We start from the raw sequence: 23,374 nt of genomic DNA, 5'->3' as shown, positions 1-23,374 counted from the left end.
GGAGCATGTCCGCATGCAGGACCGGAGTCTGTCCAGACGAACCGTTCTCGCCTCCGCGACCGTGGTCGCCGCGAGTGCGACGGGCGTCGTGGGTGTGACGGCCACCCCCGCGGTCGCACGCGGGCGCGATCACCGCCTCAGGAGAATCATCTCCCGGATGAGCGTCGAGGCGAAGATCGGCCAGCTCTTCGTGCCGTACTTCTACGGCACCTCGGCGACCTCTCCCAGCCGGTTCGACCAGGACCGCAACCTCAGGGAACTCGGCGTCCGCACCGTGGCCGAGCTCATCGCCAAGTACCACATCGGCGGTGTCATCTACTTCTCCGGCTGGGCGAACAACATCGAGGACCCGCGCCAGGTGGCGGAGTTGACGAACGGTGTGCAGCGGGCCTCACTCGCCCTGCCCACCCCCGTCCCGTCCCTGATCTCCATCGACCAGGAGCACGGTGCCAACGTCCGCATCGGCAGCGGCGCCACCCAGCTGCCGGGCGCGATGGCGCTCGGCGCGGGCCGCTCGCTCTCCGACGCGCGCACCGCCGGCCGGATCTCGGGCACCGAACTCGCCGCCCTGGGCATCCACCAGAACTTCGCCCCGGTCGCCGACGTCAACGTCAATCCGGCCAACCCCATCATCAACGTCCGTTCCTTCGGCGCCGACCCCAGCGCGGTCGGCCGCATGGTGGCGGCCCAGGTGACCGGGTACCAGCACGCCGGCGTCGCGGCCTGCGCCAAGCACTTCCCGGGCCACGGGGACACCGGGCAGGACAGCCACACCGGACTGCCCGTGATCACCCACAGCCGCGAGGAGTGGGAGCGCCTCGACGCCCCGCCCTTCAGGGCCGCGATCGCCGCCGGCGTCGACTCGATCATGACCGCGCACCTCCAGGTCCCCGCGCTCGACCCCAGCAACGACCCCGCCACCCTCTCGCCGGCGATCCTCCAGGGCGTGCTGCGCGGCGAACTCGGCTTCGACGGCGTGATCGTCACCGACGCGCTCAACATGCAGGGCGTACGCACCAAGTACGGCGACGACCGCGTGCCCGTCCTCGCCCTCAAGGCAGGCGCCGACCAGTTGCTGTTCCCGCCGGACATCGACGTGGCCTACAACGGTGTCCTGGCCGCCGTCCGCAGCGGAGAGATCACCGAGGACCGGCTGGACGAGTCGGTCCTGCGCATCCTGCGGCTCAAGGACAAGGTCGGCCTGCTCAGCGGCAGCCCCTACGTCTCCCGGAGAGAGGTCGACCGGGTCGTCGGCGCCCGCCGTCACCTGCGCGCCGCCGCCCGGATCGCCGAGCGCACCACCACCCTGCTGGTCAACGAGGACGAGGCGCTCCCGCTGCGCCGCGGGCAGCGGAAGCTGCTCGTGGTCGGCGCCAGCCCGGCCTTCCCGACCGACGCCACCCGCACCACGGTGCCCGAGCTGGCCGGGGCGTTCGACGAACTGGGCTACAGCACCGCCCACCTCGCCACCGGCCGGGCGCCCGACGCGGCGAAGATCGACGAGGCCGTGGCCGCCGCGCGGGGACGGGACGCGGTGGTGGTCACCACCGACAACGTCGGCGCCACCAGCGCCCAGCGCACCCTGGTGTCCCGGCTGCTCGCGACGGACGTCCCCGTCGTCCACCTCGCGGTGCGCAACCCCTACGACATCGCCCACCTCGGTGACGTCCCGGCCTCACTGGCCTCCTACTGCTGGACCGAGGTCGAACTGCGCGCCGCCGCCCGGGTGATCGCCGGCCGGGTCGAGCCGCGAGGCAAGCTGCCCGTGCCCGTCCAGCGGGCCGACGACCCGGCCGAGGTCCTGTTCCCCGCCGGGCACGGCCTGTCGTACGACGACTGAGGCCCGCGTCCCCGCACTGTCTTCGCGCCCCGGTGCCCCTGGACATTCGCCTGGGGGAGCGCCGGGGCGCGACGTCGGAGGAGGTCGGGTGCTCGGCGCCGGGCACTTCGGTCGTGCGAGACCGTCGGTTCCGGTCCGTACGGGCCCCGGACGCACTACGCTTGTGCTCAGGTGACGCGCTGTTCACTGTGGGTGTGCGCAATGGAGTGGCGACGATGAGTCCGGTCAACCCGTCCGACGATGCCGCCACCGCCCGTGCGGTCGTCGACGACTCCGGCACCCTGCGGGAGTGGAACGAGGGCGCGAGGCTGCTGCTGGGCCACACTGCCGCCGACGTCGTGGGGCGCCCCGCGGCCGGGCTGCTGGCCGACGGCGCGCAAGGCACCGCGCCCGGCCCCGGTGACGAGAGATGGAGCGGCACCCTGACGCTGCGGCACCGCGACGGGCGGGCGGTGCCCGTGTGGGTGCTCGCCCACCGCAGACCGTCCGAGGACGGCGGCCCGGGCACGTGGCTCGCCGTGGCCCCGCTGTACCACGGTCCCGAGCACCCCGACGACCCGCTGGTCAGGGCGGCCCTCACCCAGTCGCCCTGCGCCACGATGATCTTCGACGACCGGCTCCGGCTGCGCGGCGTCAACGACGCCATGGCACGGCTGCTCGGGCTGCCGGCCGACCGGCTGCGCGGACTGCGGCCCACCGACATCGGCAGCCGGACGCAGCACACGGAGCTCGAAGAGCACATGCGCCAGGTGCTCGCCACCGGCCGCGGGCACGACATGCACACCCACCTGAAGGCCACCGGCGAGAGCCGTGCCCACGCCTGGCACGCCCGCGTCGCGCCCCTCACCGGCACCGACGGACGGGTGCGCGGCATCTGTGTGAGCGCCCACGACTTCACCGAGCAGCACCTGGCGCGGGAGCGGCTGCAACTGGTCAACGAGGCCAGTGTGCGCATCGGCACCACGCTCGACGTGACCCGCACCGCGCAGGAGCTGGCGGACGTGTGCGTGCCCGCGCTCGCCGACTTCGTGAGCGTCGACCTGCTGGACCCGCAGGAGCACGGCGACGAGCTCCCCACCGTGCCCACCCCACCGGTGGGCCTGCGCCGCTCGGCCCACCAGTCGGTCAACCCGGGCTGCCCGGAGGCCGTCGCCGAGCCCGGCCGGCTGGACTTCTACCCGGCCGGCTCGCCCCAGGCGGACTGTCTGGCCGCCGGGCGCGCGATCGTGGCCGCGGTGCCCTCCGGCGACCTGGAGCGGTGGCGTCAATGGGACCCCGTACGGGTCCGGCGGGTGGAGGAGTACGGCATCCACTCCACGATGTCCGTGCCGCTGCAGGCCCGCGGCACCACCCTGGGTGTCGCGGTGTTCACCCGGCACCAGCGGCCGTACCCCTTCACCGACGACGACCGGCTGCTGGCCGAGGAGGTCACCGCCCGCGCCGCCGTCTGCATCGACAACGCCCGCCGCTACTCCCGCGAGCGTGAGACGACGCTGACCCTCCAGCGCAGCCTGCTCCCCCGCTGGCTGCCGCCCACCGCCGCCGTGGAGGCCGCCTCCCGCTACCTTCCGGCGGCGCGCTCCGGGGTCGGCGGCGACTGGTTCGACGTGATCCCGCTGTCCGGGATGCGGGTCGCCATGGTCGTCGGGGACGTCGTCGGCCACGGCATCCAGGCCTCGGCCACCATGGGCCGGCTGCGCACCGCCGTGCGCACCCTCGCCGACATCGACCTGACGCCCGACGAACTCCTCACCCACCTCGACGACCTGGTCGTCCGGCTCTCCGAGGAATCCGGCGACAACGGCGCCGGCGAGGTCGGCGCCACCTGCCTGTACGCGGTCTACGACCCGGTGTCGCGGCGCTGCTCCCTGGCCCGCGCCGGACATCCGCCGCCCGTGCTGGTGCCGCCGGACGGCCCGCCCCGGCAGGTCGAGCTGCCCTCGGGGCCGCCACTGGGGGTGGGCGGGCTGCCGTTCGAGTCGGCCGAGCTGGAGCTGCGCGAGGGCAGCGTGCTGGCGCTGTGCACGGACGGGCTGATCGAGGGCCGGGACCGGGACGCCGACGCCGGTCGGGCGCTGCTGCGCGAGGCCCTCGCCGGACCCGCCGAGTCGCTGGACGCGACCTGCGACCGGGTCCTGCACGCCCTGCTGCCGTCGGGCGGCGCCGCCGACGACGCGGCGCTGCTGCTGGCCCGCACCCGGGGGCTGCCCGCCGGCCAGGTCGCCACCTGGGACATCCCGGCCGACCCGTCGCTGGTCGCCCCCGTACGCAAGCAGGTCGTCGAACAGCTGTCCTCCTGGGCCCTGCTGGAGGCGTCCTTCACCGCCGAGCTGGTGGTGAGCGAACTGGTCACCAACGCCATCCGGTACGGCTCCCCGCCCATCCGGCTGCGGCTGATCCACGACACGGCCACACTGATCTGCGAGGTCTCCGACACCAGCCACACGGCGCCCCATCTGCGCCGGGCCAAGACCTGGGACGAGGGCGGGCGCGGGCTGCTGCTGGTCGCCCAGCTCACCCAGCGCTGGGGCAGCCGGCACACGGCCGAGGGCAAGACCATCTGGGCGGAGCTGGGTCTGCTCGACGAGGAGTGAACCCGCGGGGCGCGCGCCGTGGATCGCGTACGGGCGCCGGGCAGTGCCCCCGGGGAATGCTCGCCCCTCGTTTCCCGGCCGGTGCCGCGGGACACTCGAACCCACGGGGCACACCGTGCGCCCGCGCGGCAGCCCCGCGCGAGAAACCGACGGGAGTGTGGAGAAGCGATGGCCAACACGTCACGGCCCGTACGCCGCACCGCCCTGCTGGCGAGCGCGGTCGCGCTCCTCGGCCTGGTGGGCGCCTGCGGTACCGAGAGCGGTACGCCGAGTGCCCCGCAGCCCACCAAGGCCCCCCGCACGACCGGCCCGGCCACCGGCACGGCGGCCGGCAACGCCACCGCTCCGGCGACGACCGCGGCACCGAGCGACACCGCCGGTTCCGCCTCCGCGCGCACCGACGGCCGCTGCCACACCTTCGAACTGCGCGCCGCGGTCGGCCGCGTGAACCCGGGAGCCGGTCAGCGGAACTTCCCGATCGTGCTGACCAACACCTCCGAGCGCACCTGCACCCTGTACGGCTACCCGGGCGCCGCCTTCGTCGACGCCTCCGGCGAGCAGCTGGGCCCGGATCCGGAACGCGCACCCGCCTCCCCTCAGACGGTCACGCTGGCGCCGGGGAAGAGCGCCTGGGCGGGCCTGTCGTTCTCCAGCCCGCAGATCAGCGGCGCCCGCACCGCCACACCGGCGGCGCTGCTGGTGACGCCGCCGGACGAGCACGACCCGATCAAGGTGAAGTGGACGGCCGGCGAGGTCCCGGTCGGCGGCAACGAGTCGTCCGTGAAGGTCACCGCCGTCGAACCCGGCACCGGCCCCTGAGACGTCCGTGGACACCGGCCGGCGACCGCCGGGATCAGTGCCCGGCGATCGGGTGCGGCGCGTACGGCCGCTCCAGCTCCTCGATCTCCTTCTCGGTGAGCACCAGTTCGGCCGCCGCCACGGCGTCGTCGAGGTGCCCCGGCTTGGACGCCCCGACGATCGGCGCGGTCACCGTGTCTTGGTGCAGCAGCCAGGCGAGGGCCACCCGGGCGCGCGGCACGCCGCGGTCGCCGGCGATGCGGGTGACCGCCTCCACCACGGCCCGGTCGCCCTCCTGGTAGAGCGTGCTGCCGAAGTTGTCGGTGGCGCTGCGCTCGGTGGCCGTGTCCCAGTCGCGGGTGAGCCGGCCGCGGGCCAGCGGGCTCCAGGGCAGCACGCCGACGCCCTGGTCGGCGCAGAGCGGCAGCATCTCGCGCTCCTCCTCGCGGTAGAGGAGGTTGTAGTGGTTCTGCATGGAGACGAACTTGGTCCAGCCGTGGCGCTCGGCGGTGTACTGCATCTTGGAGAACTGCCAGGCGTACATCGAACTGGCCCCGAGGTAACGGACCTTGCCGGCCCTGACCAGGTCGTGCAGCGCCTCCATCGTCTCCTCGACGGGCGTGTGCGGGTCGAAGCGGTGGATCTGGTAGAGGTCGACGTAGTCGGTGCCCAGGCGCGCGAGGCTGTGGTCGATCTCGGTCATGATCGCCTTGCGGGACAGTCCGGCGCCGTTGGGGCCGGGCCGCATCCGGCCGTTGACCTTGGTCGCCAGCACGATGTCGTCCCGGCGGGCGAAGTCGCGCAGCGCCTTGCCGACGATCTCCTCGCTGGTGCCGTCGGAGTAGACGTTGGCCGTGTCGAAGAAGGTGATGCCGGCCTCCAGCGCCTGCCGGACCAGCGGGCGCGAGGCCTCCTCGTCGAGGGTCCACTCGTGGGTGCCCCGGTCGGGAACGCCGTACGTCATGCAGCCCAGGCAGATCCGCGACACGTCCAGGCCCGTCGAACCGAGCTTCACGTACTGCATCGTTGCTGCTCCTGTCTTCGGGATCATCAGTACCGGGGGCGAGCGTACGTCTTCGTGCGGGCTCCAGGCGTGGCGGGTCAGCCGCGTTCGAGCAGGTCCAGCGCCCGCTCCCAGGCGAACCCGGGCCGGCCGCCGTCCTCGCCCTCCCCCGCGTACGGGTCACCGAAGCGCACGCCCGTCCCGCGCAGCCGGGTCAGGCTCTCCCGGTAGGCAGGGTGGGAGGCCAGCGCGTCGGCGACGCACGGCAGGACGGCGACGGGGACGCCGAGGCCGCACGCCTCGCACAGGGTGGCCAGGGCGAGGTTGTCGGCGATCCCGGCGGCCCACTTGTTGACCGTGTTGAAGGTGGCGGGGGCGACCACCACGGCGTCCGGCGCCGGGAAGGGGCGCGGGTCGCCGGGGCGGCGCCAGGCCGACCGGACGGGCCGTCCGGTCCGCGCCTCGACGGCGGCGGTGTCGAAGAAGCCGTTCAGGGCGGCCGGCGTCGCGAACACGCCGACCGCCCAGTCTCGCTCGTGCGCGGCGGTGATCAGCTCACCGACCCCGGAGGCCACGCCGGCGGCGCAGACGACGACGTACAGGAACGGCTTGCGGGTCTGGTCGCTCACCCGGAAACCCTACTGAACGGGCAGGGGTCGGCGGGCCCGGCCTCAGCCCGCCCGCTCCGACACGCTGACGGCGCCGACCGGGCACGCCCGGGCCGCCTCCCGTACCAGGGCGCCGCCGCCGTCCTCCGCTCCGGGCCGCACCGTGCTGTACCCGTCGTCGTCCTGGGCGAACACGTCCGGGGCGGTCAGGGCGCACTGGCCCGCGCCGATACAGGTGTCCCTGTCGATGGTGATGTCCATGTCCGAAGCCTCCTACCAGGCCACGGGGAGTTCGAGCATCCCCTGGATCGTGTCGCCGGGTTTGAAGGGGATCTCCTGCGGCGAGGCGGCCAGGCGCAGCGTGGGCAGCCTCTCGAAGAGGGTGCCCAGGGCGATCTCCAGTTCGGCGCGGGCCAGGTTCTGGCCGAGGCACTGGTGGATGCCGAAGCCGAAGGCCACGTGGTGCCGGGCGGGGCGGTTCCAGTCGAGGGCGTCCGGCTCGGGGTAGACGGTCTCGTCGCGGTTGATGACGGAGGTGGAGAAGACGACCCCGTCCCCGGCCCGGACGGTGGTGCCGTCCACGTCGATGTCCTCGGTGGCCAGGCGCAGCAGCCCGTCCGCGATCGACAGCACGCGCATCAGTTCCTCGACCGCGCCGGGCAGCAGTGACGGGTCCGCGCGCAGTTCGGCCAGGCGCCCGGGATGCCCGAGGAGGGTGTAGGTGCCCAGCGAGATCATGTTGGCGGTCGTCTCGTGGCCGGCGACCAGCAGGATGACGGCGAAGGCGACGAGCTGCTCGCGGTCGAACTCGCCTTCGGCCACCTGTTTGCGGACGAGGTCGTCCAGCAGGCCCTCACCGGGCGAGTGCCGCTTGCGGTCGATCAGCTCGCCCAGGTAGGTCTCCAGCCGGTCGCGGGCGTCCTGGACGTCGGCGGGCCCGGGGCCGCGCAGCAGGCGGCGGGACTGTTCCTCGAAGAAGTCGTGGTCGGCGTAGGGGACTCCGAGCAGCGCGCAGATCACCATCGAGGGCACGGGCAGGGCGAAGGCCGACACGAGTTCGGCGGGCGGTCCCTGCGCGGTCATCGCGTCGAGCCGTTCGTCGACGATCCGCTGGATGCGCGGGCGCAGGGCGGTGGCGCGCCTGAGGGTGAACTCGGGCAGCACCAGCTTGCGCTGGGCGTGGTGTTCCGGGTCGTCGACGCCCAGGAGGGCGGTCCTGCGCGGGCGTACGGCGGCGAGGCGGGCGGAGGTGGCGGGGAAGCCGTCACGGGTGCGGTCGGTGGACAGCCGCGGGTCGGCCAGCAGCCGGCGGGCGGTGGCGTGTCCGGTCACCAGCCAGGCCGGGCGGCCGTCGAAGAGGGTGATCCGGGCCAGCGGCCGGGTGGCGCGCAGCGGGTCGTAGGCGGCGGGCGGGTGATAGGGGCAGGTCCGGTCCTGGGGGAAGGCGACGGGTCGCGTCGCGTTCCCGGCCGTCGTCGTGTCGGTGTCCGTCATGGAAGACCTCGCAGACGAAGTGTGCGTCGTGCCGATCTTCATTAGATGCCCCGGGCACCTATGCGACGACGTCAAGTTCGGCCAGATCGGCGGTGGGGACGGACTGGCCGGAGTTCGCCGTAGCGCCGCCGCACGGTGAACACCTGTGCCCCCGTCGGGCCGTCCGCGGACGGCGGACGTGGCGCGATAGGACCGCCCGCCCGCCGTGGCGGTGCGCCGGATTCCGTCACGGTGACGGCGCGCCGGGTCGTGGACCGGGGCGCGGCGGCGGGTATGGATGGATCGGGCACCGGCCGGTGTTGAACCACGGTGCCGGTCAGCCGTACGACGTGACGATGGGACGGATGCCATGCCTCTGGACGGCGAGTACGAACCCAGCCCGACGCAGTGGGTGCGCGAACAGGTCGAGCTGTACGAGAGCTCGGGCGGTACGAAGGGCACGACCCTGCTGGACACGGGCATGCCCGTGATCGTGCTGACCACCCGGGGAGCGCGCAGCGGCAAGATCCGCAAGACGCCGCTGATGCGCGTCGAGCACGAGGGCCGGTACGCCGTGGTCGCGTCCCTGGGCGGGGCGCCGAAGCACCCCGTGTGGTACCACAACGTCAAGGCCGATCCCCGTGTGGAGCTCCAGGACGGGCCGGTGAAGCGGGACATGACGGCCCGTGAGGTCACGGGCGCGGAGAAGGCCGCGTGGTGGGAGCGCGCCGTCGCGGCGTATCCGCCGTACGCGGACTACCAGAAGAAGACGGACCGGGAGATCCCGGTCTTCGTGCTGGAACCGGCCGGCGGGAGCTGAGCCGGGCCGGAACGTGTTGTCCGGATTCGGTGCGCATGGAGCGGCGCCGACCGGGCACACGTGGGTCAGGCCCCGCCGCGTTCCCCCGTCGCGGCGGGGCTTTCCGCCGCCTCGCGCGCCCGCCGGTCGGTGACGTCGAGGAAGATCTGCTCCGCCTCGGGGACGGTGTGGGCGATCGACCGCTTGATGCGCACGGCGACCTCCTCCACCTGCTCGCTGTCCAGGCCTGGCATCAGGTCGACGCGGGCGGCCACCAGGGTGGAGTCGAGTCCCGTCTTCATGGTGAACAGCGCCTCGACGCTGTCGATCTCCGGCTGCGCCCGCAGCAGCGAGCGGATCCGGCCGCTGGCCTCCGGGTCGGCGGCCTCGCCGATCAGCTGGTCGCGGGCCTCGCGGCCCAGCCGGTAGGCCACGTAGACGAGCAGCGCGCCGATGGCGAGTGAGGCGCAGGCCTCCCACACGACCTGACCGGTGACCATGTGCAGGATCATGCCGGTCATGGCGAGGGTCACCCCGAGCACCGCGGTGCCGTCCTCGGCGACGACCGTGCGCAGCGCCGGGTCTCGCAGACCGGCGGCGACCCCGCCCTGGCCCCGCACCTGGTACAGGGCGCGCAGCAGGGAGCCGCCCTCGGCGAGCAGGGCGACCGCGAGCACGATCAGACCGGCCACGTAGCCGCTGAGCTCCTCCTGCCCTCCGGTGCGCAGGGCCTCCACTCCCTGGTAGAAGGAGAAGCAGCCGCCCATGACGAAGATGCCGACGGCGGCCAGCAGCGACCAGAAGAACCGTTCCTTCCCGTAGCCGAAGGGGTGCCGCCGGTCGGCGGGCCGACGGCTGCGGCGCAGCGCGGCGAGGAGGAAGACCTCGTTCAGGCTGTCGGCCACCGAGTGCGCCGCCTCGGACAGCAGGGCGGGCGACCCTGCGAGGAAGCCTCCCACCGCCTTGGCCACGGCGATCACCAGGTTGGCGGCCAGGGCCACCAGCACGGTGACGCGTGTCCTGCGGTCGGTCTTCCGCTCCGGCGCCCGTTTTGAGGCCGTCACGCTCGCTGTCGCACTCGTCGTCGCACTCACGAGGGGCCGACTGCCCCCACCCGCGTGGCTCACACCCGCCTTGCGGGTGGCCCGCCGGGGCCCACCAGTGCCGACGGCCGAAAACGGGGAACGTGTCCACCAGAGCACACGGACGACCGGAGGGCAGGGGTATGAGCGGTGACGACGGGACGCCCGGCAACAGCGGCTACGGCAGGAAGGCGTTCAAGCGGTCCAGGAGCCACTTCGCGGACCGGATCACCGCGGACGGCCGGGACGGCTGGCCGGTGGCGCCCGGCCGCTACCGGCTGGTGGTGAGCCGGGCCTGTCCGTGGGCGAGCCGGGCGCTGGTCTCCCGCCGGCTGCTCGGCCTGGAGGACGCCCTGTCCCTCGCGGTCGCCGACCCGGTCCAGGACGACCGCAGCTGGCGGTTCACCCTGGACCCGGACGGCCGCGACCCGGTCCTCGGCATCCGCTACCTCAGCGAGGCCTACGACCGCCGGGAGACCGGCTACCCGGGCGGGGTCAGCGTGCCGGCGATCGTGGACGTGCCCAGCGGGAAGCTGGTCACCAACGACTTCCAGCAGATCACCCTGGACCTCGCGACCGAGTGGACGTCCCTGCACCGGCCGGGCGCCCCCGACCTGTACCCCGAGGCGCTGCGCGACGAGATCGACGAGGTCATGGCGGGCGTCTACGAGGACGTCAACAACGGGGTCTACCGGGCGGGCTTCGCCACCGGCCAGGAGGAGTACGAGCAGGCGTGCGCGGGCGTGTTCCGGCGCCTGGAGCAGTTGGTGCCCCGCCTGGAGCGGCAGCGCTACCTCGTCGGCGACACGATCACCGAGGCGGACATCCGGCTGTTCACCACGCTGGTCCGCTTCGACGCCGTGTACCACGGCCACTTCAAGTGCAACCGCTGGAAGCTGGCCGAGAACACGGTGCTGTGGGGGTACGTCCGCGATCTGTTCCAGACGCCGGGTTTCGGCGACACCGTCGACTTCGACCACATCAAGCGTCACTACTACCAGGTGCACACCGGCATCAACCCGACCGCCATCGTGCCCCTCGGCCCGGACCTGTCCGGCTGGCTCACGCCCCATCACCGTCAGGAACTGGGCGGCAGCCCGTTCGGCGAGGGCACCGCGCCGGGGCCGGTCCGCACCGACGAGGAGGTGCCGGTGCGGGGCAGGGCCTGATCCGGGACATCCGTACGACCATTCGGCGCACACGAGACAACACGAGACAAGGAGACCCCATGGCGAAGAAAAAGAAGAAGCTCCCCCTCGCCTACAAGCCCGTCGGGTTCGCGCTCGGCTGGCTGGGCGGCACGCTGGCCGGGATGACGTTCCAGAAGACCTGGAAGATGATCCGGCACGAGGACGACGCGCCCGACGCCCTGGACCCGGACCGCGGCTGGGGCGAGATCCTGCTGGCCGCGGCGATCCAGGGCGCCATCTTCGCCGCGGTGCGCAGTGCGGTGGACCGCACGGGCGCCAAGGCCATCGAGCGCTCGACCGGCGTCTGGCCGGTCCCCGAGAAGGGCGGCCGGGACTGACCCGCACCCTTAAGGACAGCCCCTAGCCCTGCTTGGGCGCCGTCGGCGCGGTACGACGCAAGGTGAACGAGTGGCCCGAGGGGTCGGAGTAACCGCGCTCCTCGTGCATGCCGAGCGCGTCCTTCGCCTCCACCGGGCGCCCGCCCAGTTCGACGACACCTCGTTCCGCCTCATCCAGATCGTCCACCCAGAAGTCCAGGTGGGCCTGGAGGGAGTTCTCGGGGCGGGGCCAGCTGGGCGGGGTGGCGTTGACGTCCCGGCGGAAGGCCATGCGGAAGCCGTCGGGCCCCTGGATCTCGATCCGGTTGGCGGTCGCCTCGCTCTCCTCGGCGCCCAGCAGTCCCTTGTAGAACTCGGCGAGCTTCTCGGGCTCGGCGCAGTCGAGCACCACGACGCCCGCGTTGACCAGTGCCATGTCTCCTCCGAAAGGTTCCGGGCGCGGGGCGGTCGTGCCCCGCGTCCCGTACCTTGCGGATAACCCGGTCCCGCCGGATCAGTCGGCCGGCAGCCACCGGCCCTCGCGCATCAGGTCGCGGCCCTCCAACTCGTCGGCCTCGCGCCAGGCCTGGACGCGCCGCGGGTGGACGCGGAAGTACAGGTAGGGCGTGGCGAGCGACCGCGGGTCGAAGCCGGTCTTGGCTGCGAACAACTCGGCGTCCTGCTCGGGAAGTTCCTCGGGGGCCACGGTCTCCACGGTGCCTTCGACCATCACCACGTCGCGGGTCGGCCCGATGCCGACCCGCGCCCGTCCGCTCGCGGCCAGGTTGCGTCCGGTGGGGCTGGCGGCGGGAGTGGAGAACAGCAGGCAGGAGCCGTTCCAGAGGAAGGACAGCGGGACGAGCCAGGGCATGCCCGAGGCGCCGTCGGCCGTGGCCACCCAGGCGTCCACGTCGTGGTCCAGACGGTGCAGGGTGTCGTGCCGGCGCTGCTCGGCACTGCGGGCCGGTGACGGGGTCATCTGCGGGGCCTCCTGATGTGGCGTCGTGATCGACCGAACCCGATCGTGCCACGGCTCCCGGGCAGTAACGAAGATCACGACCGGGCGTCGTGCAGATCATGTGAGGTCGGGCGGTCTCGCACCGCTTGCCGGTTCGATTTTCGACCCGGGAAGCCCAGTTCGAGAGTGCGGGCGGTCCGGTGACCGCCCGCTCGCAGGGCGAGGGCTCTGCGTTCCGCCTCCCGCCGACGGCCGGGTGAGGTCCGCTCGCGCTTCCGGGTGCCCGGCGCTGCGGGGAATGACAGGATCTCGTCGGAGGTTGCAGTCCGTGCCGTTGGAGCCCCTCTCCCCTTTGCGAGGTTCTTGATGAACACCATGCGCGCCGTCAGCCAGGACGTCCTCGGCGGTCCGGAGGTCCTGAAGGAGGTGCGGCGCGACCGCCCCGAGCCCCGTCCGAACGAGGTGCTGGTGCGGATGCGGGCCGCCGGGGTCAACCCGACCGACTGGAAGCACCGGGCGAACGGCGGCTTCCTCGGCGAGCCCCCGTTCGTCCTGGGCTGGGACGTCTCGGGCGTGGTGGAGGCGGTCGGGATCGGGGTCGCCGCCTTCCGGCCGGGCGACGAGGTCTTCGGGATGCTGTCCTACCCCTTCGGCCACGGCTCCCACGCGGAGTACGTCACCGCCCCCGCGCGCACCTTCACGCACAAGCCGGCCGGGATCGACCACGTGCAGGCCGGTGCCCTGCCCCTGGTCTCACTGACGGCGTGGCAGGCCCTGGTGGAGCGGGCCGACGTCCGGCCGGGACAGCGGGTGCTGGTCCACGCGGCGGCCGGAGGCGTGGGCCATGTGGCCGTGCAGATCGCCAAGGCCCGCGGCGCCCATGTGATCGGCACCGCCAGCGCCGCCAAGCACGAGTTCCTGCGCTCCCTGGGCGTGGACGAGCCGCTGGACTACCGGGAGACGGACTTCGCCGAGGCCGTGAAGGACGTCGACGTGGTCCTGGACACGATCGGCGGCGACACGTCCCTGCGGTCGCTGCGCGTGCTGCGCCCGGGCGGCGTGGTCGTGTCGATCCTGCCGGTCGGGTCGGACGAGTTCTACGAGGAGGCCGAGCGGCTGGGTGTGCGCGCGGTGCGGATGCTGGTCGACGCCGACCGGGCCGACATGCGGGAGATCGCCGCCCTGGTGGAGTCGGGGAAGCTGCGGGCGACGGTCGAGCGGACGTTCCCGCTCGCCGACGCGGCCGAGGCGCACGCGCTGGGCGAGACGGGCCGTACGACGGGCAAGCTCGTGCTCGTCATGGACTGACCGACTGATCGACCGGCCGACCGGCCGACTGGCCGACTACTGGCCTCCGGTGTGAGATTTCGATGACATATGTCAATCGAACATGCTCAAACTCGCTCGATCGGGGTAACTTCCCGAGCGGAACAGACGGTTGTGACCCGGAAGGCTGGAGGCGAGGTCGTCGTGCGGCAGTTACCCGCGTCGCCCACCCGGCACCTGCGTGTGCGCCGGGAGCGGGGGCACACCGTGCTGGAGTTCCGGGGGGAGATCGACATCGCGTCGGCCTCGGAGATGGCCCCCTTCCTGGACCGGGAGACGGACCGCCCCGGCGCCCGGGTGGTGCTCGACCTCGGCGGCGTCGAGTTCTTCGACTGCTCCGGGCTGCGGCTGCTGTACCGGGCCCGGCACCGGGTGCTCGACGGGGGCGGGGAGGTGCACCTGGTGTGCGCCCACCCGCTGACCCTGCGCATGCTGCGGATCACCGGCCTGGCGGGGGTGCTGCCGCCGCGGCCGACCCTGGAGGAGGTGTTCGGCGTCAGCCGGCCTGCGGGGCGTCGAACAGGGCACTGACCGACTCCCCGTTGTGGATGCGGCGCACGGCCTCGGCCAGCGCCGGGGCGATGGACAGCACGCACAGCTTGTCCGTGTGACCGTCCACCGGCACCGGGACGGTGTTGGTGCACACGATCTCCAGCACGTCCGGCTGCTCGCCGAGCCGCCCCAGCGCACCGGCCGCGAACAGCCCGTGCGTGCAGGCGAGGCGGATGGTGCGCGGCCCCGCCTCCCGCAGCCGGTCGAGCAGCTCCAGCACCGTGCTGCCCTTCGCGATCTCGTCGTCGAGCACGATGACGTCGCGCCCGGCGACGTCCCCGATCACGGCGCTGATGCTCACCCGGTCGTCGGCGAACCGCTGCTTGGCACCGGCCGCGACCTGGGCGCCGAGCATCCGGGCGAACGCCGCGGCCTCCTTGGCGTTGCCCAGGTCCGGCGAGACGACCGTCGTACGGGAGAGGTCGTACCGCCGGAAGTGCGCGGCCAGCTCCCGCAGGGCGTGCAGGTGGTCGACCGGGACCGTGAAGAAGCCGTGGACCTGCGGCGAGTGCAGGGTCATGGCGAGCACCCGGCTCGCGCCCGCCGCCACCAGCAGGTCCGCGACCAGCCGCCCGCCGAGCGAGATGCGCGGCGCGTCCTTCTTGTCGGAGCGGGCGTAGGAGTAGTGCGGCATGACGACGGTGATGCGGCCGGCCGACGCCCCGCGGGCCGCGTCGCACATCATCAGCAGCTCGACCAGGTGCTCCTGGACCGGCTTGACCAGCGGCTGGATCAGGAAGACGTCCCGCTCCCGGCAGTTGGCCCGCAGCTGCACCTCCAGGCAGTCGTTGGCGAACCGGCTGACCCGGGTGGGGCTGAGGGGCACCCCCAGGTGGGCGCAGACCTCCTCGGCCAGCTCGGGGTGGGCGCTACCGCTGAACACGGCGATGTCTCGCACGGACCGCTCCTCGCGTGATCCTGTCCGGCCGGGAGCCTCAGCTTACGGAAATCCGGTTGCGGAGAACCCGGGGCATGACGCCATGATGGCGCCGTCCGTGTTCCCACAGGTCAGGATCGTTCGCATGCGCCGACTCCTCGGAAACCCCCAGTGCCCCTTCCGGCCCACGGTTATCGAGGAGTCCACCCCGCATGCAGACCCCGCACGCCCCGCGCACCCTGAACATCGGCATCCTGGCCCACGTCGACGCCGGTAAGACCAGCCTCACCGAACGGCTGCTGTTCGACCACGGCGCCGTCGACCGGCTCGGCGGCGTCGACACCGGCGACACCCGTACGGACGACGGCGCGATCGAACGCCGCCGCGGCATCACCATCCGCTCCGCCGTCGCCTCCTTCACCGTGGGCGACACCCAGGTCAACCTGATCGACACCCCCGGGCACTCCGACTTCGTCGCCGAGGTCGAGCGCGCCCTGGAGGTCCTCGACGGCGCGGTGCTGCTGCTGTCCGCCGTGGAGGGCGTACAGGCGCGGACCCGGGTGCTGATGCGCACCCTGCGCCGGCTCCGGCTGCCCACGCTGGTCTTCGTCAACAAGATCGACCGGGCCGGCGCCCGCACCGACGGCCTGCTCGCCGACGTCCGACGCCTGCTGACCCCGCATGTGGCGCCGCTGACGGAGGTGACGGACGCCGGCACCGCGCGGGCCCGGGTGGCCCGGCGCCCCCTGGACGGGCGGACCGCCGAGGCGCTGGCCGAGGTCGACCCGGGCATCCTGGCGGCACTGGTGGACGGTCCCGCGCCGACCGCCGGGGACCTGGCCGCCGCACTGGCCGCCCGCACCGCCGACGGGTCCTTCCACCCGCTCCACCACGGCTCCGCACTCGGCGGCCAGGGCGTCGCCGAACTGGTCGCGGACCTGGTCCGGCTGGTCCCGGCCGCCCAGCCCGCGACGGAGGGCAGCACGACACCCCGGGGCACGGTGTTCGCCGTGCGCCCCGGTCCCGGCGGCGGGCGGACGGCGTACCTGCGGCTGTACGACGGTGAGGTGCGCCCGCGGCAGCGGCTGACGTTCCTGCGGCGCGAGTCGGACGGCCGGACCACCGAGGTCCCCGGCCGGGTCACCCGCCTGGACGTGGTCGGCGGGGCCGGCACGCTCACCGCCGGGAACATCGCGGCCCTCGGCGTCCCCGGCGGCCTGCGCGTCGGCGACCGGCTCGGCGGCCTCACCGGCCGCGCCCCGCAGTTCGCCCCGCCGACCCTGCAGACCCTGGTCCGGGCCCGGCACCCCGGGCAGGCGGCGCCGCTGCGCTCGGCCCTGCTCGCGCTGGCCGACCAGGACCCGCTGCTGCACGCCCGTCCCGAGGCGTCCGGCGCCACCGCGCTCCTGCTGTACGGCGAGGTCCAGATGGAGGTGCTCGCGGCGACGCTGGCCGAGGACTACGGCATCGCGGCCGAGTTCGCGCCGGGCCGCGTCCGGTTCCTGGAGCGCCCGGTGGGCACCGGCGAGGCGGCGGAGGAGATGCCGTGGCTCGACCACACCCGGTACTGGGCGACGGTCGGGCTGCGGGTCGAGCCGGGGCCGCGCGGCTCGGGCGGGGTGTTCGCCTACGAGACGGAGCTGGGCGCCCTCCCCCGCGCCTTCCACCAGGCCGTCGAGGAGACGGTCCACTCCACCCTGCTGACCGGCCTGTCCGGTGCCGCGGTCACGGACTACCGGGTCACCCTGACCCGGTCCGGTTTCAGCTCCCCGGTCAGCACCGCCGCCGACTTCCGCGGGCTCACCCCGATCGTGCTGCGCCGGGCCCTGCGGCGGGCGGGGACGCGGCTGTACGAGCCGTACCACTCCTTCGAGGCGGAGGTGCCGGGGGACGCACTGGCGCCGGTGACGGCCCAGCTCGCCGCGCTGGGCGCGGACTTCACCGGCACGACCGGCGGCGACCCGGCCTGGCTGGTCACCGGCGAGCTGCCGGCCCGGCGGGTGCGGGAGGCGGAGCTGCGACTGCCGGGGCTGACCCGCGGGGAGGCGGTCTGGTCGTCCCGCCCGTCCGCGGACCGTCCGCTGAAGCCGCCCCACTGAGCCGCCGAACGCTCCCGCATGCCCCGCGCTCCCCCGCCGGGCGCCAACTGCCCGGTCTGGCACGGGAGATGGGGGGCATGCGGACAGCAGGAAGGAGGGCCGTCGCCATGACGACTCCCGTCAGGAAGCTCCCCGGGCGGATGCCCGGCTGGGCAAAGGTGCTCACCGCGTTGTTGCTGGTCCTCGTCGTGCTGTTCGCGGGATTCCGGCTGAGCCTCGTACCGGGGCTCAAGGACGTGTTCGGCACCGAGACCCACGACCGCTCGGGCCCCGCGCTGCTGGATTCCGTCCGGGACATCAGCCGCTACGAGGCCGCCTCCGGCAACTTCCAGGTCGTCGTGGACCTGGAGAAGGACGCGAAGTTCCTGCCCGACGCCGTCCGGGGCACCCGCACCCTGTACGTCGGCGCGGGCACCGTCGACGCCCACGTCGACCTCGGGAAGGTCGGCGAGGACGACGTGACGGTCGACGGCGACCGCACCTCGGCCACGCTCCGGCTGCCGCACGCCGCGCTCGGCGAACCGGCCCTCGACCCCGAACGCTCCTACGCCGTGTCCAAGCAGCGCGGGCTCCTCGACCGCCTCGGCGACCTGTTCTCGGACAACCCGAACGGTGAGCAGGCCGTGCAGCGGCTCGCGGCCCGGCACATCGCCGACGCCGCGAAGGAGAGCGAGCTGAAGGCGCGCGCGGAGAGCAACACCACGGCGATGCTCAAGGGCCTGCTGCACTCCCTCGGCTTCGAGAAGGTGCGGGTGACCTACGGGCCATGACGGGCGGGAGCCGCTTCCCGCATCCTCGCCGTGCCCGCGGGTAACCGCACCACGCGAGGAAGCCGACGACGACTGGAGGACCGAAATGGCTCGTACCGCTTCAGGGCCGCGTTCGTCGCAACGCTCCCGCGCCACCGAGGCCGACGACGACGTCGACCGGCGCGAACGGCGTCCGCTCGCCCTGCTGTTGCGCCTGCTCGCGACGGCGTGCGCGTTCGTCTTCATGGTGGCGTTCGCGGTGGTGCTGGCACGGCTGACGCTGCACCCCTCCCCCGCCTCGGAGGCGCTGACCCACACCAACTTGCGTCCCGGCAGCTCGCTGCGGGCCTATCTGGACCAGCCCGCGCTGCGGGACGCCGTGAAGCAGATCGGCGGCAACCTGCTGCTGGGCGTCCCGTTCGGCGTGCTGGTGCCGCTGGTCGCCCCGCGCGCCCGGGGGCTGCTGAGGGTGCTGCTGCTGACGGCCGTGGTGATGCTGCTGGTCGAGTTCGCCCAGGGCGCCCTGGTCACCGGGCGGGCCTTCGACATCGACGACGTCATCCTCAACACCACGGGCGCGCTGGCGGGCTACCTGCTCCTGGGCCGGCGGATGAGCCGCGCGGTGCACGCGCGCCGGCCCACCCCGGACGGCCGGGGAGCCGGCCCTAGTGCGGCGTCCAGGTGAACTTGTCGCCGCCGACCCAGCGGACCACGTCCGGGTCGTCCAGGTCGTGGACCGTGATGCCGAAGGCCGCGGCGGCCTCCAGCACGTCGGTGACGTCCCTGGCCTCACCGACCACCTGGCCGTCGATTTCCACGATCCGGAACGGCGGCGTTCCCGGCTGCACGCGGAGCACGAGGATCCGCGGACTGCCGATGTGCGGGCTCCTGATTTCGGTCATGCATCGAGGGTAGGCCGCAACCCGCGGTGGCGCGGGCTCACGGACGCCGCCAGTCGTCGCCGCGCAGATGGGACCCGGCCATCGGGCCCATCCGGAGCATCCCGCCGTCCACGCTCCACGACGCGCCCGTCACGTACGAGGCGTCGGGGCCGGCGAGGAAGGCGATCACAGCGGCCACCTCGCGGGCGTCGCCGGGCCTGCCCAGGGGCACACCGGGGCGGCGCTCGGTGTGCGGGTCGGTGTCCTCCTGGCCGGTCATGGGCGTGGCGATCTCGCCTGGGGCGACCGCGTTGACGGTGATGCCGTGCTCGGCCAGCTCGATCGCCATGACCTGCGTGAGCAGGCCGAGGCCACCCTTGGCCGCGCAGTACGGGGCCGCGCCCACCCGCGGCTGGTGCTCGTGGACGGAGGTCACGTTGACGATCCGGCCGCCCCCGCCCTGCTCGATCATGCGCCGGGCCGCCAGCTGGCCGCACAGGAACGGACCGGCGAGGTCCACGTCCAGGACGCGCCGCAGATCGTCCAGTCCCAGGTCGAGGAAGGGCGTGGCGGTGCCCGTGCCGGCGTTGTTGACCAGGACGTCGACGCGGCCGAGCCGGTCGCACAGCCCGTCGACGGTCTCCGCGGCCCCGGGCAGCCGGGTCAGGTCCACCCGGGCGGTCTCGGCCCGGCGGCCCAGGGCCCGGACCTCGTCGGCGGTCCGTTCGGCACCCTCCTCGTCGGTGTGCCAGGTGATGCCGACGTCCATGCCCGCCTCGGCCAGCTTTACGGCGGTGGCGCGGCCGATGCCGGAGTCGGAGCCGGTGATCACGGCCACCTTGGCGGCGGACGGGCTGGGGCTGGGCATGGCGGCCTCCTCGTGGGCGCTCCTCGGCTTCTCGTCCCGGTACCACGGCCCCGCGGTGGCCGGCGGTGCGCAGGGCGTCGCAGTACCCGGGGCACGGCACGGACAAACCGTCCGGCCCGTGGTGCGGTAGCCGGGACGGTGGGGAACCCTGGACGTGCCGGAGGAGGAGGTGGCGATGGAGCCCGTCGAGGCGCTGGAGCGCATCGCGTTCCTTCTGGAGCGGACCCAGGCACCGACGTACCGCGTCCGCGCCTTCCGCACCGCGGCCCGGGTGCTCGCCGAGCTGCCCGCCGCCGAGCTGCGCGAACGGGCCGGGTCGCTGGAGTCGCTGAAGGGCGTCGGGCCCAAGACGGCGCAGGTGGCGCGGGAGGCGCTGGCCGGGCAGGTGCCCGGATACCTGGAGAAGCTGGAGGGCGAGGCGGACACGCCGCTCGCCGAGGGCGGTGAACGGTTGCGGGAGCTGCTGCGCGGCGACTGCCACCTGCACTCCGACTGGTCGGACGGCGGCAGCCCGATCGAGGAGATGGGCCGGGCCGCGGCGGCGCTCGGGCACGAGTGGGCGGCGCTGACCGACCACTCGCCGAGGCTGACGGTGGCGCGCGGTCTGGCGCCCGAGCGGCTGCGCGAGCAGCTGGACGTGGTGGCGGAGCTCAACGAGTCCTGGGCGCCGTTCAGGCTGCTGACGGGCATCGAGTGCGACATCCTCGACGACGGCTCGCTGGACCAGGAGCCGGAGCTGCTGGAGCGCCTGGACGTCGTCGTGGTGTCGGTCCACTCCAAGTTGCGGATGGACGCCCGCGCTATGACGCGCCGCATGGTGCGGGCCGTACGCGATCCGCACGCGGACGTCCTGGGGCACTGCACCGGCCGGCTGCTGACCGGCCGGGGGCGGCCGGAGTCGGAGTTCGACGCGGACGAGGTGTTCGCCGCCTGTGCCGGGTCCGGCACCGCCGTGGAGATCAACAGCCGGCCAGAGCGGCTCGACCCGCCGCGTCGGCTGCTGCGCCGGGCCGTGGACGCGGGGGTGCTGTTCTCCGTCGACACCGACGCCCACGCGCCCGGCCAGCTGGACTGGCAGCTCCACGGGTGCGCGCGGGCCGAGGAGTGCGGGGTGCCCCCGGAGCGGGTGGTCACCACGTGGCCGCTGGACGACCTGCTCGCCTGGACCCGGCAGGGCCGCGTTCCGTCCGGAGTGGCGGGCCGCTGACGTGGTACCCGCCGGCCGAGCCACGGACAGGAAGGGAGCGGTGCATGGAACGAGCAGCCGTGTTCGACGTCGACGGGACCCTCGTCGACACCAATCACCTGCATGTGACGACCTGGTGGGAGGCGTTCAGGCAGGCGGGCCATCACGTGCCGATGCACGCCGTTCACCGGGCCGTGGGACTCGCCTCGACCGACCTCATCGGCCATCTGCTGGGCGAGGACCGGGACACGGACCAGGACGCGCGGCTCAGCGCCGCCCACAAGGCGCTGTACGGGCAGTACTTCGACCGCCTGCCGGCCCTGCCGGACGCCGGGGAGCTGCTGCGCCGGCTGGCCCGCGACGGCTGGAAGGTGGTCCTCGCCACCTCGGCGGGCGGCGCGGAGCTGGGCGCCCTGCGGCGGGCGATCGACGCGGACGACGCCATCGCCGCCACCGCGAGCGCGGACGACGTGGCGGCCGGGAAGCCGGCGCCCGAGCCGGTTGAGCAGGCCCTGGAGCTGGCCGGGGTACCGGCCGAGCGGGCCGTGTTCGTCGGCGACACCGTCTGGGACATGCGCGCGGGCAGCAGGGCCGGGGTGCGCTGTGTGGGCGTGCTGTGCGGCGGGCTGCCCCGCGCCGACCTCGAGGAGGCGGGCGCGGACGCCGTCTACGCCGACCCGTCCGGCCTGCTGGCCTCGCTGAAGGAGAGCCCGTTCGCATGAACCACCGTGTCGAACCCCGCCCCGGGACGGGTCGTCCCGTCGAGCGGATTCCCGGCGCCGCATGACCGCTGTGACGCGTACCGTCCGCGAGGTGTTCCGGGGACGGCGGCCGCTGGCCGCGGTGTGGTGGGAGGCCTGTGCCGTCGGGCGGGCGGTCCGGGCCGCCTGGCAGGGGCCCGGACGGGAACGCGATCTGGTCGTGCAGTCCCTGAAGGCCGCCGGCGCCGCCCTGATCGCCTGGACCGTATCGGGTGTCTGGCTGGGCGATCCGATGGCGCTGATGGCGCCCTGGGTGGCGCTGGTCCTCGTGCAGGCCACCGTCTACAGCTCGGTGCGGCAGGCCGGGCAGCAGTTCACGGCGATCTGCGCCGGTGCGCTGGTGGCGTCCGGGGCGCAGGCCCTCACGGACGACAACACCGGGGCGCTGGCGCTCTCCCTGCCGGTGCTGATGCTGATCTCGAACTGGTCCCGCTTCGGCGGACAGGGCATCTACACGGCCACCACCGCGGTGTTCGTGCTGGCCTCCGGCACGGCCGTCTCGGCGTCGGCGGTCGGGCACCGAGTGGGCCAGGCGGCGCTCGGCGCGGTGATCGGTGTCGCGGTCAACGCGTTCGTCCTGCCGCCGATCCACCTGCGCGACGTACGGGAGAACCTCGCGGGGCTGGCCCGGGAGGCGGGCGACGTCCTGCACACGGTCGCGGCGGACCTGCCGGAGTCCGAGTGGGACACGCAGACCGCGGCCGGCTGGTCGCACGACGCCGCGCGGCTTCAGCGGCGGCTGGCGGCGCTGGAGTCGGCCCGGTCCTGGAGCCGGGAGAGCCTGCGCCTGACCTCCCGGCCGCTGCGTGCCCTGCACCGCCCGCCGACCGCCGTACCGCCCGAGGAGGAGGACCGGCGCTGGAGCCGGGTCACCGGGAACATCACGGCACTGACCCGGACGCTGGCCGTGGCCGCCGACGAGAACCGGACGCCGAAGCCGCCCGGGGGCCCGGCGCTGGACCTGTACGCCCGCCTGCTGCGGCTGATCGGCGACTCCTGCCACGCGGAGGCCGACCGGCTGCTGGGCGAGGCCGCCGATCCGCGTCCGCGGGAGGCGACGGAGGAGACGATGGAGGAGCTGCACCGGCGGTTGCAGGAGGGCCTGCAGGAGCACGCCGGGCAGGGAGCGGCACGGACAGCGGTACTGGGCACGCTGCTGCTGCAGGCGGAGAACCTGTGGGCCGAGATCGTCCCCGAGACCCAGTCGCAGTGATGCGCAGTGACGCACATCACCTCAAAACGTGACAGACGGTGGAACACCGGCAGGCCCCGCCCCGTTGAAGAGGGCGTGGGTACGGATGGGACAGTGTCCCCGGGCCTCACCTATTGCCCACAGGGACGATCGTTCGGCTGAAGCCCTGTGGAGCCTTTCGCCGAGAGGCGACCGCCATCCGTATCCACCTCGGGCCGCCC

General features: G+C 73.5%; 24 protein-coding genes. 14 read left to right on the top strand and 10 right to left on the bottom strand.

Features of this window, described 5'->3' with window-relative positions:
• Window positions 1–13 precede the first annotated feature (13 nt).
• The 3 genes from M6G08_RS22485 to M6G08_RS22475 all read left to right on the top strand — a co-directional run bounded on the left by M6G08_RS22485 (window position 14) and on the right by M6G08_RS22475 (window position 5,253).
• Window positions 14–1,840, top strand: a complete 1,827-nt coding sequence (locus tag M6G08_RS22485) for a glycoside hydrolase family 3 protein (protein WP_272588961.1) — start codon at window positions 14–16, stop codon at window positions 1,838–1,840.
• Window positions 1,841–2,055: 215 nt separating this feature from the next.
• Window positions 2,056–4,434 carry a SpoIIE family protein phosphatase gene (locus M6G08_RS22480; protein WP_272588960.1) on the top strand — a complete coding sequence of 793 codons (2,379 nt, stop codon included), beginning with the start codon at window positions 2,056–2,058 and terminating at the stop codon, window positions 4,432–4,434.
• 168 nt (window positions 4,435–4,602) lie between these two features.
• Window positions 4,603–5,253, top strand: a complete 651-nt coding sequence (locus M6G08_RS22475) for a DUF4232 domain-containing protein (RefSeq protein ID WP_272588959.1) — start codon at window positions 4,603–4,605, stop codon at window positions 5,251–5,253.
• 34 nt (window positions 5,254–5,287) lie between these two features.
• Here M6G08_RS22475 and M6G08_RS22470 read toward each other — a convergent pair whose 3' ends face one another.
• From M6G08_RS22470 to M6G08_RS22455, 4 genes are all read right to left on the bottom strand, one after another.
• A complete protein-coding gene (locus M6G08_RS22470; RefSeq protein ID WP_272588958.1) occupies window positions 5,288–6,256 on the bottom strand; it encodes an aldo/keto reductase in 969 nt (322 codons plus the stop codon).
• A 77-nt stretch (window positions 6,257–6,333) separates the two neighbouring features.
• Window positions 6,334–6,864, bottom strand: coding sequence for a flavoprotein (locus M6G08_RS22465; protein WP_272588957.1), 531 nt, complete (start codon window positions 6,862–6,864; stop codon window positions 6,334–6,336).
• A 42-nt stretch (window positions 6,865–6,906) separates the two neighbouring features.
• On the bottom strand, window positions 6,907–7,104 hold the full coding sequence (locus M6G08_RS22460; protein WP_272588956.1) for a ferredoxin: 198 nt from the start codon (window positions 7,102–7,104) through the stop codon (window positions 6,907–6,909).
• A gap of 12 nt (window positions 7,105–7,116) precedes the next feature.
• On the bottom strand, window positions 7,117–8,337 hold the full coding sequence (locus M6G08_RS22455; protein ID WP_272588955.1) for a cytochrome P450: 1,221 nt from the start codon (window positions 8,335–8,337) through the stop codon (window positions 7,117–7,119).
• Between the two features lie 349 nt (window positions 8,338–8,686).
• Between M6G08_RS22455 and M6G08_RS22450 the strand changes: the two genes are divergently transcribed.
• Window positions 8,687–9,136 carry a nitroreductase family deazaflavin-dependent oxidoreductase gene (locus tag M6G08_RS22450; protein ID WP_272588954.1) on the top strand — a complete coding sequence of 150 codons (450 nt, stop codon included), beginning with the start codon at window positions 8,687–8,689 and terminating at the stop codon, window positions 9,134–9,136.
• A gap of 65 nt (window positions 9,137–9,201) precedes the next feature.
• Here M6G08_RS22450 and M6G08_RS22445 read toward each other — a convergent pair whose 3' ends face one another.
• Entirely contained in the window at window positions 9,202–10,122 is a 921-nt protein-coding gene (locus M6G08_RS22445) for a cation diffusion facilitator family transporter (RefSeq protein ID WP_383140573.1), read from the bottom strand.
• Window positions 10,123–10,340: 218 nt separating this feature from the next.
• Here M6G08_RS22445 and M6G08_RS22440 point away from each other — a divergent pair, with 218 nt between their 5' ends.
• Entirely contained in the window at window positions 10,341–11,366 is a 1,026-nt protein-coding gene (locus M6G08_RS22440; protein WP_272588952.1) for a glutathione S-transferase family protein, read from the top strand.
• Window positions 11,367–11,425: 59 nt separating this feature from the next.
• Complete coding sequence (locus M6G08_RS22435) at window positions 11,426–11,725, top strand: DUF4235 domain-containing protein (protein ID WP_272588951.1); 300 nt, start codon at window positions 11,426–11,428, stop codon at window positions 11,723–11,725.
• Between the two features lie 22 nt (window positions 11,726–11,747).
• On the opposite strand, the gene M6G08_RS22430 is transcribed toward M6G08_RS22435, so the two are convergent.
• Window positions 11,748–12,140: a VOC family protein gene (locus M6G08_RS22430; protein WP_272588950.1), complete on the bottom strand. Its 393-nt coding sequence runs from the start codon at window positions 12,138–12,140 to the stop codon at window positions 11,748–11,750.
• 78 nt (window positions 12,141–12,218) lie between these two features.
• Window positions 12,219–12,683, bottom strand: a complete 465-nt coding sequence (locus M6G08_RS22425; RefSeq protein WP_272588949.1) for a pyridoxamine 5'-phosphate oxidase family protein — start codon at window positions 12,681–12,683, stop codon at window positions 12,219–12,221.
• Between the two features lie 345 nt (window positions 12,684–13,028).
• Between M6G08_RS22425 and M6G08_RS22420 the strand changes: the two genes are divergently transcribed.
• Both M6G08_RS22420 and M6G08_RS22415 read left to right on the top strand, forming a co-directional pair.
• A complete protein-coding gene (locus M6G08_RS22420; RefSeq protein WP_272588948.1) occupies window positions 13,029–13,970 on the top strand; it encodes an NADP-dependent oxidoreductase in 942 nt (313 codons plus the stop codon).
• Between the two features lie 162 nt (window positions 13,971–14,132).
• A complete protein-coding gene (locus M6G08_RS22415; protein ID WP_272588947.1) occupies window positions 14,133–14,519 on the top strand; it encodes an anti-sigma factor antagonist in 387 nt (128 codons plus the stop codon).
• On the opposite strand, the gene M6G08_RS22410 is transcribed toward M6G08_RS22415, so the two are convergent.
• Window positions 14,485–15,438: a ribose-phosphate diphosphokinase gene (locus M6G08_RS22410; RefSeq protein ID WP_272588946.1), complete on the bottom strand. Its 954-nt coding sequence runs from the start codon at window positions 15,436–15,438 to the stop codon at window positions 14,485–14,487. The genes M6G08_RS22415 and M6G08_RS22410 overlap by 35 nt on opposite strands.
• Before the next feature lie 191 nt (window positions 15,439–15,629).
• On the opposite strand from M6G08_RS22410, the gene otr(A) reads away from it, so the two are divergent.
• The 3 genes from otr(A) to M6G08_RS22395 all read left to right on the top strand — a co-directional run bounded on the left by otr(A) (window position 15,630) and on the right by M6G08_RS22395 (window position 18,950).
• Window positions 15,630–17,516 carry a tetracycline resistance ribosomal protection protein Otr(A) gene (gene otr(A) / locus M6G08_RS22405; RefSeq protein WP_272588945.1) on the top strand — a complete coding sequence of 629 codons (1,887 nt, stop codon included), beginning with the start codon at window positions 15,630–15,632 and terminating at the stop codon, window positions 17,514–17,516.
• A 107-nt stretch (window positions 17,517–17,623) separates the two neighbouring features.
• The gene (locus M6G08_RS22400) at window positions 17,624–18,286 is read left to right on the top strand and encodes a DUF4230 domain-containing protein (protein WP_272588944.1); all 663 of its coding nucleotides are present in this window, start codon (window positions 17,624–17,626) and stop codon (window positions 18,284–18,286) included.
• 85 nt (window positions 18,287–18,371) lie between these two features.
• Complete coding sequence (locus tag M6G08_RS22395; RefSeq protein ID WP_272588943.1) at window positions 18,372–18,950, top strand: VanZ family protein; 579 nt, start codon at window positions 18,372–18,374, stop codon at window positions 18,948–18,950.
• Here M6G08_RS22395 and M6G08_RS22390 read toward each other — a convergent pair.
• Window positions 18,931–19,167 (bottom strand): hypothetical protein, encoded by a 237-nt coding sequence (locus tag M6G08_RS22390; RefSeq protein ID WP_272588942.1) that lies wholly within the window; start codon window positions 19,165–19,167, stop codon window positions 18,931–18,933. The genes M6G08_RS22395 and M6G08_RS22390 overlap by 20 nt on opposite strands.
• Window positions 19,168–19,204: 37 nt before the next feature.
• Window positions 19,205–20,014, bottom strand: coding sequence for an SDR family oxidoreductase (locus tag M6G08_RS22385; RefSeq protein WP_272588941.1), 810 nt, complete (start codon window positions 20,012–20,014; stop codon window positions 19,205–19,207).
• A 175-nt stretch (window positions 20,015–20,189) separates the two neighbouring features.
• Here M6G08_RS22385 and M6G08_RS22380 point away from each other — a divergent pair, with 175 nt between their 5' ends.
• The 3 genes from M6G08_RS22380 (at window position 20,190) to M6G08_RS22370 (ending at window position 23,174) form a co-directional block, all read left to right on the top strand.
• The gene (locus tag M6G08_RS22380; protein WP_272591405.1) at window positions 20,190–21,221 is read left to right on the top strand and encodes a PHP domain-containing protein; all 1,032 of its coding nucleotides are present in this window, start codon (window positions 20,190–20,192) and stop codon (window positions 21,219–21,221) included.
• Between the two features lie 44 nt (window positions 21,222–21,265).
• On the top strand, window positions 21,266–21,922 hold the full coding sequence (locus M6G08_RS22375; RefSeq protein ID WP_272588940.1) for an HAD family hydrolase: 657 nt from the start codon (window positions 21,266–21,268) through the stop codon (window positions 21,920–21,922).
• 61 nt (window positions 21,923–21,983) lie between these two features.
• The gene (locus M6G08_RS22370) at window positions 21,984–23,174 is read left to right on the top strand and encodes an FUSC family protein (protein WP_272588939.1); all 1,191 of its coding nucleotides are present in this window, start codon (window positions 21,984–21,986) and stop codon (window positions 23,172–23,174) included.
• The last annotated feature ends 200 nt before the right edge of the window (window positions 23,175–23,374 follow it).

It is taken from the genome of Streptomyces sp. M92 (assembly GCF_028473745.1).
Classification (GTDB): domain Bacteria; phylum Actinomycetota; class Actinomycetes; order Streptomycetales; family Streptomycetaceae; genus Streptomyces.
Note: the sequence above shows the minus strand (reverse complement) of the source record. Positions and strands in the feature narration are given on the sequence as shown.